Genomic DNA, 17,308 nt, shown 5'->3' with positions numbered 1-17,308 from the left:
TAGGTCCGTTTGAAGTCGCGGCGGGATGTGAGTCCCGCCGCGCCAGCTTGAAAGCTCCGAGATCAATAGATCTTGGAGAACTTCTCGATGTTGCTCTTGTCGAACTGGAAGGGCGGAGCCATCGCGGCCGAGTTGGTGTCGTCGAGGGTCACCTTGCCGACGCGGCCGATCGACAGCGTCGCACCCGGCTTGGCCTCTTCCTTCTTCACCGCCAGGTCGTGGGCGAGGTAAACGGCGGAGTAGCCGAGGTCGATCGGGTTCCACAGCGCAACCGCCTGGCTGGCGCCGTTGTCGATGAACTTCTTGAACTCCGACGGCAGCGCAAGGCCGGTGACATTGACCTTGCCGATCAGGTTCTCGTCGGTGACGACCTGGGCGGCGGCGACGACGCCGACGGTGGTCGGCGCGATGATCGCCTTGAGGTTCGGATAGGACTTCAACAGGCCCTTGGCCTCGTCCGTGCTCTTGGCCGAATCGTCATCGCCATAGACGGTGGCGACCAGCTTGATCTTGGGGAACTTCTCCGGCAGCACCTTCTTGGCAGCTTCGATCCAGGAATTCTGGTTGGTCGCGGTCGAGGAAGCCGACAGGATGGCGACATCGCCGCCTTCCGGCAGATAGTCGGCGGCGAGCTTGATGATGGTCTCGCCGATCAGGCCGGTGTCGGACGGATTGAGGTGAAGCTGGCGGCCTTCCTTGGCGACGCCCGAATCCCAGGAGATGACGGTGATGCCGCGCTCCATCGCCTTCTTCAGCACCGGCACCAGAGCGTCGGCGTCATTGGCTGAAATCGCGATGGCGTTGACCTTCTGCGCGATCAGCGAATTGACCACTTCGATCTGCGCCTCGGCGGTCGCCTTGGTCGGGCCGGTGTAGATGATGTCGACGTCGCCGAGTTCCTTGGCCGCCTCTTGCGCGCCCTTGTTGGCGGCATCGAAGAAGCCGTTGCCGAGGGACTTCACCACCAGCGCGATCTTGACGTTTTCCGCGTAGGCGGCATTCACGAACATGGCGGCCGAGAAGGCCGCCGTCACCATCAATTTCTTCAAGAAGCTCATCGAATTTCCTCCCTTGAGCGTTGCATTCCATCGCCGCTGCGGGCGTGAGGTGTCTCAGGCCTGCAGTGAAGATTCTTCTTTTGTCGACTTGCGGGCGACGATCAACGTCACCCCCGCGGCTTCCAGCATCTTTGCCTCGCGGTCCTCGATGCCGTCGTCGGTGATGACGGTGGCAATGCGCGAAAGACCGCACAGGATCAGGCTGGAGCGTTTGCGGAATTTCGAGGAATCGACCAGCACCACCAACTCGTCGGCCTGGTCGATCAGCTTCTGCTCCGCCTGGATCAGCAGTGGATCGCCTTCCATCAGGCCGAGAGGCCCCAGTCCCTGAGCGCCCATGAACATGCGGCGTGCGTAGAAATTGCGCGTCACGTCATTGTCGAAGGGCGACAGGATGATGTTCTGCTCGCGGTAGATGGTGCCACCCGACAGCATGACCGTGTTCTTGGAGTGCTTGAGCAGGTGCTCGGCGATCGGGAACGAATTGGTGAAGATCGGCATGCGGAGGCCGGTCAGGAAATGCACCATCTGGAAGGTGGTGGTACCGCCATTGATGATGATCGGCTCGCCGTCCTTGCACAACTCGACCGCTTCACGAGCGATCGCCCGCTTCTGCGCCGCGTTGAGCGTTTCGTTGACGGAGAAGGGCCGGCCGGCCAGCCCGATGAACTGCGGCGGCGATATTGCTTCAGCACCGCCGCGCACACGGCGCAGGCGCTTCTGGACATGGAGAGCCGCGATGTCGCGCCGGATCGTCGCCTCGGACGATTCCGTCAGGTCGACCATTTCCTGCACCGTCACCACAGGTTTTTCCTGGACGGCGGACAGAATAATCCTGTGGCGCTCTTTTTCGTGCATGGTTCCTCCCTGCCTGAGCATCTAGGCACCCAAACCGAGCAGTGTCAATCATTTCCGATCATATAATTTCATTGTGCAGTGCAATATGATTGATATTGATCGTTTGTGATTGACAAGCTCGCCTCTTGCGTAGACATTCCCGAGCGAAAAAGGAGCGCATGGTGCGCGCTCCAAAGGGAGGATTACTATGCTCGACAAGCGCTCCGGCTCGCGCCTCGCCAATCTGTGGGACGACGCGAAGGCGAAGGGGATGAGCGAGCCCGAGCTGCTGGTCTATCGCTCGAACACGCTCGGCTCCGACAAGCGCGTCACCAATTATGGCGGCGGCAACACCTCCTCGAAGATATGGCAGAAGGATCCGCTCACCGGCCAGGATGTGGAAGTGCTGTGGGTGAAGGGGTCGGGCGGCGACAGCGCCTCGATCAAGCTTGATGGCTTCGCAACGCTCTACATGGACAAGCTGCGGGCGCTGAAGGGGCTTTATCGCGGCGTCGAGCACGAGGACGAGATGGTGGGCTATCTTCCCCACTGCACCTTCAACCTCAATCCGCGCGCGGCCTCGATCGACACGCCGCTGCACGCCTATGTGCCAAAGCCTTTTGTCGACCACATGCATCCCGATGCCATCATCGCCATCGCCGCCGCCAAGGATTCCAGGGTGCTGACGAAGGAGATATTCGGCGATGCCATTGGCTGGCTGCCCTGGAAGCGGCCGGGCTTCGAACTCGGCCTGTGGCTGGAGAAATTCTGCCTCGAACACCCCACCGCCAAGGGCGTCATCCTCGAAAGCCACGGCCTGTTCACCTGGGGCGATACGCCGAAGGAGTGCTACGAAACGACGATTTCGGTGATCAACCAGGCGATAGAGTGGTTCGAGCGCCGCTCCGAAGGCGTGGCGATCTTCGGTGGGGAGGTGGTGAAGTCGCTCGATGCCGCTGCCCGCCGAGCGATTGCCGCCAAGCTGATGCCCAGGATTCGCGGCCTGATCTCGGAAAAGAGCCACAAGCTTGGCCACTTCGATGACTCGCCCGCCGTGCTCGAATTCGTCAACTCCAGGGATTTGCGCCCACTGGCCGCACTCGGCACCTCGTGCCCGGACCACTTCCTGCGCACCAAGATCCGTCCGCTGGTGATCGAATTCGATCCCGCAAGGCCGGATGTCGACGCCGTCATCGCGCGCCTCGCCGACGACATTGCCGAATATCGTGTCGGCTACCAAGCCTACTACGACAGCTGCAAGCATGCGGACTCGCCTGCTATCCGCGACCCCAACGCGGTGGTCTATCTGATGCCCGGCGTCGGCATGTTCACCTTCGCCGGCGACAAGGCGACAGCGCGCATCTCGGGCGAATTCTACGTCAACGCCATCAACGTCATGCGCGGTGCGTCGACCGTCTCGTCCTATGTCGGCCTGCCGGCGCAGGAGGCCTTTGACATCGAGTATTGGCTGCTCGAGGATTTGAAGCTGCAGCGCATGCCGAAGCCGAAGTCTCTCGCCGGCCAGGTCGCGCTGGTCACCGGCGGCGCCGGCGGCATCGGCCGCGCCACGGCCAACCGCCTGCTGCGCGAAGGCGCCTGCGTCGTGCTGGCCGATATCGACGAGGCGGCACTCGCCGGCGCCAACGAGGAACTGGCAAAAGCCTATGGCAGGGATTTCGTCCGCCCAGTTCTCATCAACGTCACCTCGGAGGACCAGGTCGTCGCCGGCTTCGCCGAGACGGCCGTCGAGTTCGGCGGCATCGACATTCTGGTATCGAATGCCGGCTTGGCATCGTCGGCGCCGATCGAGGAGACGACCCTGGCGCTGTGGAACAAGAACATGGACATCCTGTCCACAGGCTATTTCCTGGTCTCCAGGGAAGCATTCCGGCTGTTCCGGGTACAGAAGATCGGCGGCAACGTCGTCTTTGTCGCCTCCAAGAATGGCCTGGCGGCATCGCCCAACGCCGCCGCCTACTGCACCGCCAAGGCCGCCGAAATTCATCTCGCCCGCTGCCTGGCGCTGGAGGGCGCGGAAGCCCAGATCAGGGTCAATGTCGTCAACCCGGATGCGGTGCTGCGCGGCTCGAAGATCTGGACCGGCGAGTGGAAGGAACAGCGTGCCGCCGCCTACAAGATGTCGACCGACGATCTGGAAGAGCACTACCGCTCGCGTTCGATGCTGAAGCGCTCCGTCTTCCCGGAAGACATCGCCGAGGCGATCTATTTCCTCGCCTCCGACATGTCGGCCAAGTCGACAGGCAACATCATCAACGTCGACGCCGGCAACGCACAGAGCTTTACGCGGTAGCCGCTCGCTGGCGCTCACGCTGGCCCCTTCTCTCCCGTCGCTATACGGGGAGAAGTTTCCGGCAGGCGGATGAGGGGCGCCGCCGACCGAATGCATTCTGGGAGGAACAGCAGTGTCCGAATCCATCATCTCCGCCGACATCGTCGCCAGCAGTAACGCCGCGCGCAAGATTGACCTCGAGCGTGACTATGCCTCGCTCGGCGAGCGCCTCGACCGACGCGGCATCGCCATCGACTCTATCCGCGACAAGGTGGAAAACTTCGCGGTCGCGATCCCGTCCTGGGGCGTCGGCACCGGCGGCACCCGCTTCGCCCGCTTTCCCGGCGCCGGTGAGCCGCGCGACATCTTCGACAAGATCGAGGATTGCGCCGTCATCCAGCAGTTGACGCAGGCGACGCCGACCGTGTCGCTGCACATTCCTTGGGACAAGGCCGATCCGAACCGGCTGAAGCAGGCGGCCTCCCGCTTCGGGCTTGGCTTCGATGCGATGAACTCCAACACCTTTTCGGACGCGAAGGACCAGACGCTTTCCTACAAATTCGGTTCGCTGTCGCATGCCGACGCCGACACGCGTCGTCAGGCGGTCGAGCACAATCTCGAATGCATCGAGATCGGCAAGACGCTTGGGTCGAAGGCGCTGACGGTGTGGATCGGCGACGGCTCCAACTTCCCCGGCCAAGTCAATTTCGCCAAGGCGTTCGAGCGCTATCTCGACGCGATGAAGGAGATCTATGCCGGGCTGCCGGACGACTGGAAGCTGTTCACCGAACACAAGATGTATGAACCTGCCTTTTACTCCACCGTCGTGCAGGACTGGGGCACCAACTACATCATATCAAGGGAGCTCGGCGACAAGGCCTTCTGCCTGGTCGACCTCGGCCATCATGCGCCCAACGTCAACATCGAGATGATCGTCTCACGGCTGATTCAGTTCAAAAAACTCGGCGGCTTCCACTTCAACGATTCGAAATATGGCGACGACGACCTCGATGCCGGGTCGATCGACCCCTATCGGCTGTTCCTGGTTTTCAACGAATTGGTCGATGCCGAGCTGTCAGGCCCCGAGGGGTTCGACCCCGCCCATATGCTCGACCAGAGCCACAACGTCACCGATCCGATCGAAAGCCTGATGCTGTCGGCGGTCGAGGTGCAGCGCGCCTACGCGCAGGCGCTGCTGGTCGACCGAAAGGCGCTTGAAGGGTTCCAGGACGGCAATGACGCGCTGATGGCGACGCAGACGCTGAAGGCGGCCTACCGAACCGATGTCGAGCCGATCCTTGCCATGGCACGGCTGAAGACAGGTGGCGCCATCGATCCGGTCGCCGCATACCGGGCGGCGGGCTATCGCGCCAAGATCGCGGCGGAGCGGCCAGCCGTCGCAGGTGGTTCCGGCGGGATCGTTTGAGGTAGAGCCGATCTTCCCCTTTGCGGGGGAGATGTCCGGCAGGACAGAGGGGACGCTGTCGCGCCGACGTCCGAAAGTTGGCGATCCTTCACGCCTCCTCTGCCCTGCATCTCCACCACAAGCGAGCAGTCACCAACCCGTGAATGTCTTCATTGAAGATGGACTCGATCGCTCCAAGTAGCTCTTCTAGGCAAGCATCACTTGGAGAACCCGCCATGCATCTCACCCGTAGGACATTGATCGCCCTCGGTCTTTCCATCGCCTTCACCTTTTCGCCATCGGCTTTCGCCGCGTCGCCAGCACCGGCCAAGGGCGAGAACGGCATGGTCGTCACGGCCCAGCATCTGGCTTCCGAAGTCGGCGTCGAGGTGTTGAAAAAGGGCGGCAATGCCGTCGATGCGGCTGTCGCCGTCGGCTATGCCTTGGCCGTCGTCTATCCCAATGCCGGCAATATCGGCGGCGGTGGCTTCATGACCATCCGCTTCAAGGACGGCAAATCGACCTTCCTTGATTTCCGCGAGCGGGCGCCGCTTGCCGCGACCAAGACCATGTATCTCGACAAGGACGGCAACCCGGTGAAGGGCGCTAGCCTGGACGGCTATCTCGCGGTCGGCGTACCAGGCTCGGTGGCTGGTTTCGAGATGGCGCGCCAGAAATATGGCACCTTGTCCAGGCAGGACCTGATGGCGCCGGCGATCGCCTATGCCAGAGATGGGTTCGTCCTCAACCAGGGCGATGCGGCTTCGTTCGCCGGCAGCGCCGAAAGGTTGGCGAAGGACCCAGCGGCGGCGGCGGCCTTCCTCAAAACCGATGGCAAGCCCTATGGCGTCGGCGAGAAGCTGGTTCAGCCCGACCTTGCCGCGTCGCTCTCGGCCATTTCCGAGAGAGGTCCCGATGCCTTTTACAAGGGCGCCATCGCCGACGCCATCGTCAAGGCGAGCGGCGCCAAGGGCGGTATCCTGGCCAAGGGCGATTTCGAACAATACGCGGTGCGCGAGTTGAAGCCCGTCACCTGCTCCTATCGCGGCTACGAGATCATCTCTTCGCCGCCGCCGAGCTCAGGCGGTGTCATCATCTGCGAAATCCTCAACGTGCTGGAAGGCTATCCGCTGTCCTATCTCGGCGCCGGCTCGGCCGAGACCGTCCACGTCATGGTCGAGGCGATGCGCCACGCCTATGTCGACCGCAACTCCGCGCTCGGCGATCCCGATTTCGTCGACAATCCCGTCTCCAGGCTGCTGGACAAAGCCTATGCCAAGGACATCCGCGACAAGATCGATCCGTTCCGCGCCGGCGTGTCGCAGGATCTGATGCCGAAGGGCTTCGGCGAGTCGAAGGAGACGACGCATTATTCGATCATCGACAAGGACGGCAACGCGGTCGCGGTCACCTACACGCTCAACGGTTCGTTCGGTGCCGGCGTGGTCGCCGACGGCACCGGCATCCTGCTCAACAACGAGATGGACGACTTCACCCAGAAACCCGGCGTGCCCAACCTCTATGGCCTCGTCCAGGGCGAGGCCAATGCCATCCAGCCGAAGAAGACGCCGCTGTCCTCGATGAGCCCGACCGTGGTGGCCAAGGATGGCAAGCCGTTCATGGTCATCGGCAGCCCAGGCGGCTCGCGCATCATCACCATCACGCTGGAAGCCATCGTCAACGTGATCGACCACGGCATGAACATCCAGGAGGCGATCGACGCGCCGCGCATTCATCACCAATGGCTGCCCGATACCGTCTATGTCGAGCCGTTCGGCCTTTCGCCGGATACAGAAAGACTGCTGGCCGGGATGGGCTATCGCCTTGATCTCAGTGACCAGAGCTGGGGCCAGGCGGCGGGCATTCTCGTCGGCGGCAAGAGCCTGGCGGAAATCGAGAAGGGCGGCGGCGCGCGCTACAATGGCGCCATCGACAGCCGCGCGGCAGCCGGCGAAGCGCTCGGATATTGATAGGCCGCAAGACCGTTGCTTTCCGCATGAGGCCGGATTCCGCCTTTCGGGACCGGCCTCCGCCTCATGGCCCGGGAGCCGTCAGGTCACCAGCGTGATGGTCGACGCGATCAGCATCAAGGCGGCGATGCCGACGAACAGCGCATAGATGCGTGGCCGGTCGAGCAGCAGCGCGTTTCCCGATATCCAGGCCGACGTGGCACCGCCCAGCGCGAACAGGAACCCGTTGCGGTGGCCGAAAGTCATCGACGCGGCCATCAAGCCGCCGATGATCAGGGCGCCGAACACGATGATCACGGCGACCGCGTACTTCTCGAAGTCGTTATTGCCGATCCCTGGTCCGATCGCGTTCAAATTCGGCAGGTCGTCCGGATCGAAGGGGTTCGCCGACCCGTATTCGTCTTGACCCATGGATTCTCGCATCACTTGATCTCCGCTGACCGGCAACAAACCATCAACGCCTGCCGAGCGCAACCCGATCACGCTGTGGCGGATGCGCCCGGCACCGCCTCCGGCCCCTTTTCGGGGATAGTTTGCTGACGGATTTTAGGAGCTGTTGCCGGATCGCGTCACCTGCCTTCTTGGGGTTTGTCGCCGCCGGCCTCGTCTTAAAACTTGACTAAGAATATCCTGTTTAATAGTCAACTCGGATTGGTCGCCGGAGACCAGGGCCCCGGGCAACAGGCAAGCCAAGTTGAATACAGATCATCAACCCCGGCCAGGAGAGGTCAATCGTCCGCGCGTCCGGATCACGCGTCGCCACGCGCTCGCGCTGTTCACTCTGCCGTTCACCGGCGTCGTGACGCCAGCCGCGGCCAGCCCGCCGCGCATCGTCTGCCTCGATGACGGCTTGGCGGAGACCTTGCTCATGCTCGGCATCACGCCGGTCGCTATCGCCGACCGTGAGGTCTGGGAAAGGTGGGTGGTCGAGCCGCCGCTGCCGCCCCAAGTCGCCGACATCGGCACGATCCTGGAGCCCAATCTCGAATTCCTGCAACAGCTTCGTCCCGACATCATCCTCTCCATCCCTTATCTCGACGGCATCAAGCCGCTGCTCGAGCGCGTGGCACCGGTGACGACGATCGGCATCTATACGCCCGACGGTCAGCCCTATCAGCGCGCCATCGAGGCGACCCGGCAATTGGCCGGGCTTGTCGGCAAGGAAAGGGAAGGCGAGGCGCTGATAGCGGCGACGGAGGCGCATTTTTCGACCATCAAGCAGCAGCTGGAACCGCTTTCGGCGCGGCCGATCTATGTCGTCAGCTTCCTCGATCCGCGCAATGTGCGCGTCTATGGCGAAAAAAGCCTGTTTCAGGCGGTGTTCGACCGCATCGGCATCCGCAACGCCTGGGCCGAAGAGACCAATTACTGGGGATTTGCAACTGTCGGCATCGACGGGCTGGCAACGTCTGATGATGCGCGCCTTGCCTATCTCGAACCCTTGCCCGAAGGGGCGGGCGGAACGCTGACCGAGAGCCCGGTCTGGAATGCCATGCCGTTCGTGCGCAACGGCTCGATCATGCGCCTGCCTGCGGTGCTGATGTTCGGCACGCTGCCCTCGGCGAGCCGTTTTGCCCGCCTGCTGGCCGCGGCGCTGACGGCGGAGACCGCCCGTGGTTGAGCAGGAAGCGATCTTGCCCGACAATGCCGTCCTCGTCCGCGGTCGCACCCCGTCGCCTCGCATACCAGGCGGATATCCCCTGGGCGCGATCCTGCTTTGCGTCGTGCTTCTCTGCGCGGCCGGCGCCGCGACCCTCTCCAACATGAGCGTGCAATTGCCGCCGGCACTCTGGCTGGGGGCGCTCGCAAGCCCCGATGTCGAGGATATCAGGCAGGTGCTCGTCCACTACGCTTTCCTGCCCCGGCTCGCCGTCAGCCTTCTCTGCGGTGCGGCCCTCGGACTGGCCGGGACGGTGCTGCAGCAGGTTTTGCGCAATCCGCTCGCCTCGCCCGAAACCGTCGGCGTCTCGGCCGGCGCCTATCTGGCGCTGGCGCTGGCGACGCTTCTGGCGCCGTCGCTGCTTGCCTTCGGCCGCGAATGGGTGGCGCTTGCCGGCGCCTTCACTGCCCTTGCGGCGGTCCTGGCGCTCTCCTGGCACAAGGGCCTGTCGCCGCTTTCGGTCGTGTTGGCCGGGCTGGTCGTCAGCCTTTATGCCGGCGCCATCGGTGCTGCGTTTGTGGTGCTTCGGCATGAATGGCTGGCCAGCCTGTTCCTCTGGGGCGCCGGTTCGCTCGGCCAGCAGGACTGGTCGGTGACGCGGTGGCTCTTGCCGCGCCTTGGCGGTGCCGCGCTGGCGATCGGCCTCATGGTGCGGCCGCTGACTCTGCTTGGCCTCGACGACGAAGGCGCGCGCAGCCTCGGCGTCCCGCTCGGTGCCTATCGCTTCACCGGACTGGCGGCGGCGGTCGCCCTGATCGCCTTCGTCGTTGCCGCCGTCGGCGTCATCGGCTTCGTCGGCCTTGCCGCCGCCACGCTCGCGCGCATCGGCGGCGCCCGCCGGCTCGGCCAGCAACTGGTGATGGCGCCGCTGATCGGCGCGGCACTGCTGTGGGCCGCGGACCAGGGAGTGCAGGTCGCGACCGGGCCACAGGGCGACCTGCTGCCGACCGGCGCGATGACGGCGCTTCTCGGCGCGCCTCTGCTTCTGTGGCTTCTGCCGCGCCTCGCGCTTGGCGCGGAAGCACCGGCACTCACCGCCGAGCGCTTGCCCAGAACGAAAAGGCCCGGCCTTGTGCTGGCGGCGATCGGCGGCCTCCTGCTTTTGCTGCTCGTGCTGGCGCTGCTCTACGCGCCGGGCACCGATGGCTGGACATTCGCGTCCGGCGATCAGCTGCGGCCCTTGCTGTCCTGGCGGCTGCCTCGAGTGTCCGCGGCACTTGCCGCCGGCGCCATGCTGGCGCTGGCCGGGCTGATGATGCAGCGGCTGACCGGCAATCCGATGGCCAGCCCCGAAGTGCTCGGCATCAGCGCCGGTGCTGCGCTCGGCATGATGGTGGCGCTGTTCGCGCTCGCCGATGCCAGCCGCCCGGTACAGACCCTGGCCGCCACGATCGGCGCCTTCGCCGCCCTTCTGGTGACGCTGGCGATCGGCCGCCGTGCCGCCTATGCGCCGGAGCGGCTGCTGCTTGCCGGTGTCGCCTTGACGGCCCTGTTCGACGCGCTGATCCTGGTGCTCACCGCCACGGGCGATCCGCGCGCCATGCTTTTGCTCAATTGGCTCACCGGCTCGACCTACGGCGTCGACGCCGGCTCGGCGCTTCTGACCTTGACGTTTGCCTTATGCCTGTTCCTGCTCGCACCATTCTTCCTGCGCTGGCTGGACATGCTGCCGCTCGGCTCCGCCGCGGTGCAAAGCCTCGGGGTCAACCTCAAGGCAACACGGCTGCTGGTGCTTTTGATGATGGCAGCACTCACCGCCGCCTCGACCCTGGTCGTCGGGCCGCTGACTTTCATCGGCCTTATGGCGCCGCACCTGGCGTGGCGCTTTGGTCTGTCGCGTGCGCTGCCGCAAGCGATCGGCGCGATGCTTGCCGGCGCGCTGATCATGGTCTGTGCCGACTGGATCGGCCGCACCGCCATCTTCCCGCGTCAGATCCCGGCCGGCCTGGTCGCGACGCTGATCGGCGGCCCCGTCCTGATGTGGCTCTTGCGCCGCCGCTGAGCCTTGTCCCGTGGAGATATCCAAGCCGATGGCGACGCCTGCCTTGATTGCCGACACCACCGTCCACGACTTCGTTGGCAAAGGCGGCGGCGATCCCTGGCGGGTCTTCATCCATGTGCCATCGGGGCCAATGCCCGAGGCCGGCTGGCCGGTGCTCTACATGACCGACGGCAACGCCGTTATCGGCACGGCGGTCGACGCGATGCGCGCGCAGGCCTTCTATCCCGCCGGCACCAATGTCGGCTGGGGCGTCATCGTCGCCATCGGCTACCCCGTCGACGGCGCCTATGACCCGCTGCGCCGCTCATGGGATCTGGGACCCCCGCCGGGCAGGACCTATCCGCCCTTCTACGAGGGCACGCCGGAAGTCAGGACCGGCGGGGCGGGGGATTTTCTGGCCTTCATCGAAGCCGAGCTGAAGCCGTGGGTCGCCAGCCGGTCCAGGATCGACGAGAGCCGCCAGGCACTTTACGGCCACTCTTTCGGTGGCCTGTTCGCGCTCTACGCCCTGTTTACCCGCCCGCTCTCATTCAGCACCTTCATTGCGGCCAGCCCTGCCATCTATTGGGAAGATCGCGTTATCGACCGCTTTCTCGAAAGGTTCGAAGCCGCTGTTCCCGACGGCCTGAAAGCCGACGTAATCCTGTCGGCCGGAGAGTATGAGACCGAAAAGCTGGCGCCGTTCCAGGTCGGCGCGGAAGACGAGGAAAAGCGCCTGGCGCAGAAAAAGCTCATCCTTACCGACGAATTCGCCAGGGCGATGGCGGAACGCCTCGACGCGCTCCCGGGCCTGCGGGCAAGCTTCGAACTCCATGCCGGCGAAAACCACATGTCGATCCTGCCGGTGACGGTCAACCGGGCGGTGCAGGCGGCGTTCGCGGTGCGGTAGAATTTCTATTCAGCGCGCAGGCGGGAGTTCGAACAGCTTTGCGCCGTTTTCCTGGCCGCGCTCGACATAGCCGATAATGCCGAACCACCTGGCGACGTCGGGCCCTTGGAGCCAACTGCGCGAGTGGATTGGAAGGTTGCCGGCAAGCGCCTGGATATGCCTGATATGCCGCTTGCAGAAACGGACGGTCGAGCCGCGGAAGAAATCCTCCCGCGCGGCGAACAGCGTATCGGCGGCGTCGCTGTTTTCATGCCAGGCGATGATCGCCACGGCCTTCTCGCCCTCGACAAGCGCGTGCGCGCGGCCTTCCTTCAAATTCATCATCAGATTGTCGTAGGCGATCTTGCTGTCCTTGCCGGCCGCCGCGTACTCGTCCGACATCCGCTTCGACAGGCCATGGAAGACATCCTCGAGATCCCCAAGCGTTGCTGCGCGTGCTCTCATTTCACCTCCTGCAGCCCCGGCAGGGAGTTTGCCCTAGGGTTATGGGATCACCAAGCAAATTGAATCCTCCACAAGCCCGGCGAAGGCAAAGTCGTTCCGTCCATCGATCTTTGTGACAGGGCGGGCACCCGCACCAAGCCGACAGAAGGCTTCGGCCTCCCGGTTCTTTAAGACACAAGGGAACAAGAGCCTGTGGTTGCGGTTAACTGGATATGCCAGCCAAGATCCAAGAACCACGGCCGAAGCCCGGCCCGCAGCCACCCGTCCGTCGGCCGGACAAGGAAGCACCGCCAGAGCCTGAGCATGTCGATCCGCCACCACGAGACGTGCGAGAGGCACCGGCACCAAATCCCGATGGCGACAAGAAAACCTAAGCGACGACATGCGAACGCCCGTGCAACAGGCGCATGCGATGACAGCGATCAGGTGGTCACGCCATAAGCGCTTGGATTTTTAAAATGATGGTGCCCAGAGGCGGATTCGAACCACCGACACGCGGATTTTCAGTCCGCTGCTCTACCAACTGAGCTATCTGGGCCTGTTCCGGCTAACGAAAACTCGCGCTCCGGATTTCATGAAGGCACCGTGGGCGCCCCTTGAAAGCGCGTGGGTTATAGCATGGGAATCCGGCCTGTCCAGCGCCCAGGTGTGGATTTCCCGCAGGAAAAGAAATGTCGCCCGATGGGTCGGTTTCCATGCCGTGCGCCCGCCTATCTGGCGCTTGGCAGCCCCTTGCGGAAGTCGGATGGGGTCATGCCGGCCAGCTTGCGGAAGGATTTGTTGAAGGCGCTGAGCGAGCCGAAGCCCGAGTCCATGGCGACCCGCAGCACATTGGCGTCCTGATGCATCAGAAGCGCCTGCGCGTAGCTCAGCCGCAACAGGTTGACGTATTCGTTGAGCGTCATGCCGGTTGATTTCTTGAACAGGCTCATGGCGTATTTGGGGTGGATATCGGCGGCGGCCGCTATGTTCATGCAATCGATGTCGTAGAGGAAATTTTCGGCGATGAAATCGCACATGCGCCCGACATTGCGTGAGGACTGCTGGTCGAAGGGGCTGCCCGCCTCCTGCCCGGCGGCGTTTTCCGGCACCAGCCGATAGGGCTCGAACCGCACCCGCTCCAGCCGCAGCAGGAGTTCGTTGACGGCATGCTCGGTCTTGGCCGGGTCGCCCGAACGGGCGTAGCGGTTCCAGCGGGCGAAATTGTCATTGTCGGATTGATCGGTGGCGCTTGTCACCAGCGTCGCACCCGTCATCAGCCGGTGGCGTATATCCGCCGGCAGGTGCAGCCGGAAGAAATGCACCAGCGGCAGGTGCGCGCCGGCATAGACGGCGTCGTCGCTCAAATCGTCCATCTGGTGCGGCAGGCCGCCCCAGAACAGGCACATCTCGCCGGCCGAGAGCGAGATTTCGTGCTCGTTCATGCGGTAGTGGACGGAGCCGCGGACGATGAAATTCACCTCTACCTGGGCATGCCAATGCGGCTTCAGCATCACCAGCGGATTGGTGTGGAACATCTGCAACAGCAGCGGCAGGCCTTCCACACTGCTGGCACCAGGCTGGTAAAACGGCCGTTCGGGCATCTTACTTTCCGCCAATTTCGTATTCCCTTTGTCCGGGACAGGCCTTTGCCGGTGCCTAGTCTAGCCAGGCTCGCAGAGAGAGCAAATGAAATGGGAGGATTTCAATGCGCATCACACTGTCCTGCGCCGCGCTCGCGCTTGCCTTGGGCTCAGCCCCGGCCTTCGCGCAATCCGGCGAAATCACCATCTGGAGCTGGAACATCGCCGCCTCGTCGCTGAAGGCAACGGTTGCCGGTTTCAACAAGGTCCATCCCGACATCAAGGTCACGGTCCAGGATCTCGGCAACCAGCCGACCTATGACAAGTCGATCGCCGGGTGCGCGGCCGGCGGCGTCGGCCTGCCCGATATCGTGACCATCGAGAACGGCGAGGCCGAGAATTACTGGAGCCAGTTCCCCGACTGTTTCGTCGACCTGCACACGTTGGGCTACACAGCGGAAGACCAGAAGAAATTCCCCGATTTCAAGCGTACCGAACTCGAAGTCGGCGACAAGGCCTATGCCATGCCGTGGGATTCCGGCCCGGTCGCCGCCTTCTATCGCCGCGACTTCTATGAAAAGGCTGGCGTCGATCCGGCATCGATCAAGACCTGGGACGATTTCATCGCCGCCGGCAAGAAGATCCAGGCCGCCAATCCAGGGGTCTCGATGACCAATGCCGATTTCAACGGCGACAGTGAATTCTTCCGCATGATCTCCAACGAACAGGGCTGCGCCTATTTCGCCGAGGACGGCCAGTCGATCACGGTCAACCAGCCCAAATGCGTCGACGCCATGACCAAGGTCAAGGAGATGAAGGACGCGGGCATCGTCTCGTCGGCCGACTGGGGCACCAAGATCACCAACAACACCGCCGGAACCGTCGCCACCCAGGTCTATGGCGGCTGGTACGAAGGCACCATCCGCACCGAATCGGCCGGCGAAAACGGCAAATGGGGCGTCTACCTGATGCCGAGCCTGACCGCGGACGGGCCGCACGCCGCCAATCTCGGCGGTTCGTCGCTCGCCATCACCTCGGCGTCTAAGAACAAGGAAGCGGCCTACGAGTATTTGAAATACACGCTCGGCACCAATGAAGGCCAGATCACCATGCTGAAGGAGTTCGGCCTCGTCCCATCGCTGGTCTCGGCCCTGAACGACCCTTATGTCAGCCAGGGCCAGCCCTACTGGGGCGGCCAGGCGGTGTGGAAGGATATTCTGGGCACCTTGCCCAAGGTCGTTCCGAGCCGCGGTACGCAGTTCCAGAGCGATGCCGAGATCATCGTGCGCGCCGTGCAGACCAAATATCTCGCCGGCGGATATCCTGACGCCAAGGCGGCACTCGACGATGCCGCCAGCCAGATCGCCTCGGCGACTGGGCTGCCTGTCAAGTCCTGACCTCCCAGGACGGGGTCCGGGACGGCAGCTATGCCGTCCTGGACCCGCCGCTTGCACGCTTGCTTTCAACACCAGGGATGAAGGAGGACAAAAGATGCGCGACCGCAATGCCACGGCCTATCGCTTCCTTACGCCCTATCTCCTGATCTTCGCCATCTTCTGGGTGTGGCCGATCATCTCCTCGTTCCTGATCTCGTTCCAGGCGACGCGCACCGTGCCGTGGCGCTTCGCGCCCGGCTTCAACTGGGGCCGGCTGGTCGGCGACCCCGCCTTCTTCAACGCGCTGAAGAACACGCTGCTCATCCTTGTCATCCAGGTTCCGGTGATGATCGCGCTGGCCATGGTGATGGCGGTGCTTCTGAATTCGCCGCTGCTCAAGGCCCGCGGCCTCTACCGCTTCGCCTTCTTCGCCCCCGTGGTGGTCGGCGAGGTCGCTTATTCGGCGGTGTTCCGGCTGATGTTCAGCCTCGATTTCGGGATCGTCAACAAGCTGCTGAACAGCATCGGCCTGCCCAAGGTCGACTGGTTTTCCAATGTCACGCCGGCCATGGCTCTGATCATGATCGCGGTCACCTGGCGCTGGGCCGGCTACAACGCCATCATCCTGCTGGCCGGCATGCAGTCCATTCCCGAGGATGTCTACGAGGCAGCGACGCTCGACCGGGTGAGCAAGCTCAAGCAATTCTTCTACATCACCCTGCCGCTGTTGAAGCCGGTCATCGTCTTCTGCGCGGTGCTGTCGATCATCGGCACCATGCAATTGTTCACCGAGCCGTTCCTGATCACCGAGCGCGGCGGGCCGGGCGGCGGCACCGAGACGCTCGGTCTGCTGCTTTACCGCCAGGGCTTCCGCTCGCTCAATTTCGGCTATGCCTCTGCCGTCGCCTACACCATGGCCGGGCTGGCGATCGCCATCACGCTGGTGCAGCTATGGCTGACGAGGGAACCGAAATGAGTTCGCTCTCGTCGGCAAGACTGAAACGAAGCATCGCACTGCACCTCTTCTTGACGCCGCTGGCGCTGATCTGGTTGTTTCCGCTGTGGATGATGGTGGTGTTCTCGACCATGCCCGACAACGGCATATTCAGCCCGGGCATCGAACTGTTGCCGCGCGGCAATTTCGTCGACAATTTCAACAATCTGCAGCGCGACACAGACTTCGTCGGCGCCATCGTCATTTCCGTTTGCGTGGCGGTGACCTACACCGTCTTGTCGGTGCTGTTGACCTCGATGGCCGGCTGGGCGCTGGCCCGCTACCAGTTCTTCGGCAAAAGCGTGGTCGTGGCCATCATCCTGGGCACCATCACGCTGCCCTATGCGGTGGTGCTGATCCCGCAATTCATCATGGTGGCGCGCGACTTCAAGCTTGCCAACACCTGGGTGGCGCTGATCGTGCCGCCGCTGTTCAATTCGCTGGGCGTGCTGTTCATGCGCCAGAGTTTTTCGATGATGCCGGACGATCTGTTCGATGCGGCCCGCGTCGAGGGCGTCAAGGAGTGGCGGATCTTCGTCTTCATCGCCTTGCCGCTGGCGCGGCCGATGCTGGCGGCGCTCTGCATCATCCTGTTCCTCGCCTCCTGGAATAATTATCTGTGGCCACTTCTGATCAACAGCCAGCCGGGTTCGATGACAGCACCCGTGGCGCTTGGCACGCTGATCGGCCTGACCAAAGTGTCGTGGGGCGGCATCATGGCGGGCGCGGTCATGCTGACCGTGCCGATGCTCATCGTCTTCGTGCTCCTGCAGCGTCATTTCATCGCCGGCATCGCCGCCGGCGCGGTCAAGTAAGGGGCA

At 63.3% G+C, this 17,308-nt stretch carries 14 protein-coding genes and 1 tRNA gene; 9 read left to right on the top strand and 6 right to left on the bottom strand.

The window, feature by feature from the left end:
• Window positions 1–62: 62 nt before the first annotated feature.
• Together rhaS and LB516_RS01165 are read right to left on the bottom strand one after the other, a co-directional pair.
• Entirely contained in the window at window positions 63–1,058 is a 996-nt protein-coding gene (gene rhaS / locus LB516_RS01170) for a rhamnose ABC transporter substrate-binding protein (RefSeq protein ID WP_015319234.1), read from the bottom strand.
• A 54-nt stretch (window positions 1,059–1,112) separates the two neighbouring features.
• On the bottom strand, window positions 1,113–1,916 hold the full coding sequence (locus LB516_RS01165; RefSeq protein ID WP_140614716.1) for a DeoR/GlpR family DNA-binding transcription regulator: 804 nt from the start codon (window positions 1,914–1,916) through the stop codon (window positions 1,113–1,115).
• Between the two features lie 187 nt (window positions 1,917–2,103).
• On the opposite strand from LB516_RS01165, the gene LB516_RS01160 reads away from it, so the two are divergent.
• The 3 genes from LB516_RS01160 to ggt all read left to right on the top strand — a co-directional run bounded on the left by LB516_RS01160 (window position 2,104) and on the right by ggt (window position 7,560).
• The gene (locus LB516_RS01160) at window positions 2,104–4,206 is read left to right on the top strand and encodes a bifunctional rhamnulose-1-phosphate aldolase/short-chain dehydrogenase (protein WP_224718764.1); all 2,103 of its coding nucleotides are present in this window, start codon (window positions 2,104–2,106) and stop codon (window positions 4,204–4,206) included.
• Window positions 4,207–4,318: 112 nt separating this feature from the next.
• A complete protein-coding gene (gene rhaI, locus LB516_RS01155) occupies window positions 4,319–5,611 on the top strand; it encodes an L-rhamnose catabolism isomerase (protein WP_140821292.1) in 1,293 nt (430 codons plus the stop codon).
• A 215-nt stretch (window positions 5,612–5,826) separates the two neighbouring features.
• Window positions 5,827–7,560 (top strand): gamma-glutamyltransferase, encoded by a 1,734-nt coding sequence (gene ggt, locus LB516_RS01150; protein ID WP_140614714.1) that lies wholly within the window; start codon window positions 5,827–5,829, stop codon window positions 7,558–7,560.
• 81 nt (window positions 7,561–7,641) lie between these two features.
• Here ggt and LB516_RS01145 read toward each other — a convergent pair whose 3' ends face one another.
• Window positions 7,642–7,983, bottom strand: coding sequence for a hypothetical protein (locus LB516_RS01145; RefSeq protein WP_015319229.1), 342 nt, complete (start codon window positions 7,981–7,983; stop codon window positions 7,642–7,644).
• Between the two features lie 271 nt (window positions 7,984–8,254).
• Between LB516_RS01145 and LB516_RS01140 the strand changes: the two genes are divergently transcribed.
• Genes LB516_RS01140 through LB516_RS01130 form a run of 3 tightly spaced genes read left to right on the top strand, consistent with a single transcriptional unit; the run spans window position 8,255 to window position 12,111 of the window.
• Window positions 8,255–9,181 (top strand): ABC transporter substrate-binding protein, encoded by a 927-nt coding sequence (locus LB516_RS01140; protein WP_224718763.1) that lies wholly within the window; start codon window positions 8,255–8,257, stop codon window positions 9,179–9,181.
• On the top strand, window positions 9,174–11,222 hold the full coding sequence (gene fhuB, locus LB516_RS01135) for a Fe(3+)-hydroxamate ABC transporter permease FhuB (RefSeq protein WP_224718762.1): 2,049 nt from the start codon (window positions 9,174–9,176) through the stop codon (window positions 11,220–11,222). The genes LB516_RS01140 and fhuB overlap by 8 nt, the downstream gene beginning before the upstream one ends.
• Window positions 11,223–11,250: 28 nt before the next feature.
• The gene (locus LB516_RS01130) at window positions 11,251–12,111 is read left to right on the top strand and encodes an alpha/beta hydrolase (RefSeq protein WP_224718761.1); all 861 of its coding nucleotides are present in this window, start codon (window positions 11,251–11,253) and stop codon (window positions 12,109–12,111) included.
• Window positions 12,112–12,120: 9 nt separating this feature from the next.
• On the opposite strand, the gene LB516_RS01125 is transcribed toward LB516_RS01130, so the two are convergent.
• From LB516_RS01125 to LB516_RS01115, 3 genes are all read right to left on the bottom strand, one after another.
• Window positions 12,121–12,555 carry a hypothetical protein gene (locus LB516_RS01125; RefSeq protein WP_015319225.1) on the bottom strand — a complete coding sequence of 145 codons (435 nt, stop codon included), beginning with the start codon at window positions 12,553–12,555 and terminating at the stop codon, window positions 12,121–12,123.
• A gap of 462 nt (window positions 12,556–13,017) precedes the next feature.
• Window positions 13,018–13,093, bottom strand: a tRNA-Phe gene (locus LB516_RS01120).
• A gap of 172 nt (window positions 13,094–13,265) precedes the next feature.
• Window positions 13,266–14,138 carry a helix-turn-helix domain-containing protein gene (locus LB516_RS01115; protein ID WP_140614694.1) on the bottom strand — a complete coding sequence of 291 codons (873 nt, stop codon included), beginning with the start codon at window positions 14,136–14,138 and terminating at the stop codon, window positions 13,266–13,268.
• 104 nt (window positions 14,139–14,242) lie between these two features.
• On the opposite strand from LB516_RS01115, the gene LB516_RS01110 reads away from it, so the two are divergent.
• The 3 genes from LB516_RS01110 to LB516_RS01100 all read left to right on the top strand — a co-directional run bounded on the left by LB516_RS01110 (window position 14,243) and on the right by LB516_RS01100 (window position 17,302).
• On the top strand, window positions 14,243–15,514 hold the full coding sequence (locus LB516_RS01110) for an ABC transporter substrate-binding protein (protein WP_140660714.1): 1,272 nt from the start codon (window positions 14,243–14,245) through the stop codon (window positions 15,512–15,514).
• A gap of 94 nt (window positions 15,515–15,608) precedes the next feature.
• Window positions 15,609–16,469, top strand: a complete 861-nt coding sequence (locus LB516_RS01105) for a carbohydrate ABC transporter permease (protein ID WP_140715879.1) — start codon at window positions 15,609–15,611, stop codon at window positions 16,467–16,469.
• The gene (locus LB516_RS01100; RefSeq protein ID WP_224683175.1) at window positions 16,466–17,302 is read left to right on the top strand and encodes a carbohydrate ABC transporter permease; all 837 of its coding nucleotides are present in this window, start codon (window positions 16,466–16,468) and stop codon (window positions 17,300–17,302) included. The genes LB516_RS01105 and LB516_RS01100 overlap by 4 nt, the downstream gene beginning before the upstream one ends.
• Window positions 17,303–17,308: the final 6 nt, after the last annotated feature.

The sequence above is a fragment of the Mesorhizobium sp. CO1-1-7 genome (assembly GCF_020164885.1).
Taxonomy (GTDB): Bacteria; Pseudomonadota; Alphaproteobacteria; order Rhizobiales; family Rhizobiaceae; genus Mesorhizobium; species Mesorhizobium australicum.
This window is presented reverse-complemented; position numbering and strand designations above follow the sequence as displayed.

Excerpts from the sequence above, each read along its gene's own strand:
- LB516_RS01105 (WP_140715879.1), top strand. The coding sequence starts at position 15,609 with ATGCGCGACCGCAATGCCACGGCCTATCGCTTCCTTACGCCCTATCTC.
- LB516_RS01100 (WP_224683175.1), top strand. The coding sequence starts at position 16,466 with ATGAGTTCGCTCTCGTCGGCAAGACTGAAACGAAGCATCGCACTGCAC.
- LB516_RS01125 (WP_015319225.1), bottom strand. The coding sequence starts at position 12,555 with ATGAGAGCACGCGCAGCAACGCTTGGGGATCTCGAGGATGTCTTCCAT.
- ggt (WP_140614714.1), top strand. The coding sequence starts at position 5,827 with ATGCATCTCACCCGTAGGACATTGATCGCCCTCGGTCTTTCCATCGCC.
- LB516_RS01165 (WP_140614716.1), bottom strand. The coding sequence starts at position 1,916 with ATGCACGAAAAAGAGCGCCACAGGATTATTCTGTCCGCCGTCCAGGAA.
- LB516_RS01110 (WP_140660714.1), top strand. The coding sequence starts at position 14,243 with ATGCGCATCACACTGTCCTGCGCCGCGCTCGCGCTTGCCTTGGGCTCA.
- LB516_RS01145 (WP_015319229.1), bottom strand. The coding sequence starts at position 7,983 with ATGCGAGAATCCATGGGTCAAGACGAATACGGGTCGGCGAACCCCTTC.
- LB516_RS01160 (WP_224718764.1), top strand. The coding sequence starts at position 2,104 with ATGCTCGACAAGCGCTCCGGCTCGCGCCTCGCCAATCTGTGGGACGAC.
- LB516_RS01130 (WP_224718761.1), top strand. The coding sequence starts at position 11,251 with ATGGCGACGCCTGCCTTGATTGCCGACACCACCGTCCACGACTTCGTT.
- LB516_RS01115 (WP_140614694.1), bottom strand. The coding sequence starts at position 14,138 with ATGCCCGAACGGCCGTTTTACCAGCCTGGTGCCAGCAGTGTGGAAGGC.
- rhaS (WP_015319234.1), bottom strand. The coding sequence starts at position 1,058 with ATGAGCTTCTTGAAGAAATTGATGGTGACGGCGGCCTTCTCGGCCGCC.